Source organism: Phytoactinopolyspora endophytica (assembly GCF_004138495.1).
Classification (GTDB): Bacteria; Actinomycetota; Actinomycetes; order Jiangellales; family Jiangellaceae; genus Phytoactinopolyspora; species Phytoactinopolyspora endophytica.
On record NZ_ML142853.1, the window covers coordinates 494,396 to 496,701 of the forward strand.

Here is a 2,306-nt window from a genome sequence, read left to right on the forward strand (position 1 = left end):
GCCGATACGCTGGATCCTCCCGCCTCACGCGCCTAACCTCCGCCACCCGCATCCCCCTCCGTCATACCCGCCCTCAAACACCGATTCGACCTTCCACGAGAACCGCCGCGTGTTTGGCGAATTGATGGACGCCGCGTCAAACCAATGGAGGAACCTCGAGCGTGATGTTAATCGCTACGCCTGGTGCTCCTTGTCTAATCGAGCCGAATAGCGATGTTCAGGGGTGCTGCGATATGCAATGCTCACCTGATCGCGACACGTGTGATTTGTTCGACTCACTTCCCAGTCAGGCCTTGCGCCCTGGTCGCCCCATCCACTAGATACGGTAGTCCTTCCTTCAATCCTTCATTCTTCATAGGGGTGGCTTCGAATATGCCTGACTCCGTATCACGCTCGACCGAGAATGTTCGCGCACCACGAACAACTCGCAAGTAGGCTCAACTCCAGCAAGCTGCGGCATTCTCCTCTGATTTGGACTTAACCTTCCTTGGTGAGGATTTTGGAGCCCTGCTTCATCTCACGATCACGTACGTCACATCCCCCGACTCCCATGCAGGAACTAGCCGCAATTGTCGCCGTACACCCTCCGAACGGCACCTCCCGCGTCTTGGCGGCTAGGGAGGGTCTAGGAAAACCGCGTGGATAGGGACGAACTTCGAACGCCAGTTCGCCAGCCCGGCGCGGATAGTCGAATCATCGTCCTCGACGTAGTTGGGCGGCGCGTCAGCCAGATGTGGCACATCACCGGTGAAGAACGCCGCACGTTGGGCAACGAGCCTGAGTTGCGCCCCGGGCTCCGGCCACATCCCGAATTTGAGCCCGAACATGTTATTTCTATTCTGAGGTGTTGATCCACCGACGGTCCACGCGGTCAGCTTCGTTGAGCGGCTGCCCGCTGTCCACGACAGATCGCGCACTCCATGGGCGACTAGGACTCCGGTGTTGCCTTCTCGCAACTGCAGCGCCAGTCGCAGTTCGAACAGCAGCCCGACTGTAGACCTCAGTGCATCAAACCGCACGTCAAGGAGTTGTGCCTCCTGCAAGGCGTCTTCCTCGGTCAACGGATCCATCTCTGGCCTGGCACCAAAGGCCCGCAGCTCCGGCGATAACGCGAGTAAGTCTTCGATTGTGATCATGGCAGGTGAATGTGCCAGAACGGATGCGACGGAGCAATAGTCTGCCCGGTCAAGGGGTCGACGGCCTGATCAGACTTGTTCATGTACACAGCGTAGCCCTTGGGATATTGATACTTTCCTGATGTCACGGGATCCATGATCCGGATACTCGCCACACGCGGATCAAGTTCGGGTGTGCCGTGGGGGATTGGATACTTGAGACCCTTACCGGACTCTACCGGCGTACCTCGCATGCCGTGATTCGTGAAATGCCTCGATCTCCGACCTTGCGGTGATCTCGAAACATCAGCTCCTTGTAAGGAAACGAACTCATCGGTCGCCTCCAACCCAATCCATGTATGAAGCCGCCTCCTCAAGAATCGCGCGGTGATCAGCTAATTGGTCCGCTGCGAAGGCAAGGAAGTCGTCCCTCGCGCCGATCAGGTCGCCCGCAAACCGGGTGACGAACGGGAGCGGTCCTGCGATCAGCTTGAAGTCGTCTGTCGTGAACAGCAGGCAGCGGGTTCCTGCCTCGTCCGCGAGTACGAAGTTCATGCCAGTCAACTCGCGCGAGGCTTGTGTGAGATCGTCTGCAGTTGTATCAACCAGGTAGGCGATGTCGTCTACGACCAAGGGGTCGTTCACGATCGCCACAAGTTGACTGATCCCAGCGCTTGCACACGCGTCGGCCAACGCGAGTGCCTCGTCGGACTCAAGGTGGCGGCCGCTCTCCTGGGCAAGGACCTTCGCATCCGTTTCGGCCAGCCAATCGGACGACAGGTCCGTCTGGCCGTGCGTAATCCGACGCCGCAGGCCATGAGCCTGGCGGAGTTCCGCGTGGCCGGTAACTTGTTGGATCACCAGTCGTACCTAATCTTCAGCAATGGGTTACCGGGTGTGTCGATCTCTAGCGTCGCGTATTTGCTAGAACTGAACGGACGGACATTGATCTTCGAGCCGTTGCTGAGCGTGGCAGTCCTAAGACCGCCGCCGCGATCGACGACCGTCACGCCCGGTGCCATAGCGTCGAAGTCTAGGTTGGCTTGACCGAACCCTCCTTGCTTCAGGTACTGAGTGGCCTTCGACTGTCTGTGAAAGGTCGCTCCCTGGAGGATATCGTCTGCGGCGGATCCGATCTCACGTCCAGTGAGCGCTCCCATCTTTGCGGCGTCGCTTCGTATCCAACGCCGC

General features: G+C 58.8%; 3 protein-coding genes. All 3 read right to left on the reverse strand.

What is annotated here, in order from left to right:
* Positions 1 to 614: 614 nt before the first annotated feature.
* Entirely contained in the window at positions 615 to 1,136 is a 522-nt protein-coding gene (locus ELR45_RS13030) for a hypothetical protein (RefSeq protein WP_129666521.1), read from the reverse strand.
* Between the two features lie 309 nt (positions 1,137 to 1,445).
* Complete coding sequence (locus ELR45_RS13035; RefSeq protein ID WP_129666523.1) at positions 1,446 to 1,769, reverse strand: hypothetical protein; 324 nt, start codon at positions 1,767 to 1,769, stop codon at positions 1,446 to 1,448.
* 203 nt (positions 1,770 to 1,972) lie between these two features.
* Positions 1,973 to 2,306 (reverse strand): hypothetical protein (locus ELR45_RS37735; RefSeq protein WP_205856515.1); only part of this gene is annotated, 334 nt, incomplete at its 5' end.

Excerpts from the sequence above, each read along its gene's own strand:
- ELR45_RS13030 (WP_129666521.1), bottom strand. The coding sequence starts at position 1,136 with ATGATCACAATCGAAGACTTACTCGCGTTATCGCCGGAGCTGCGGGCC.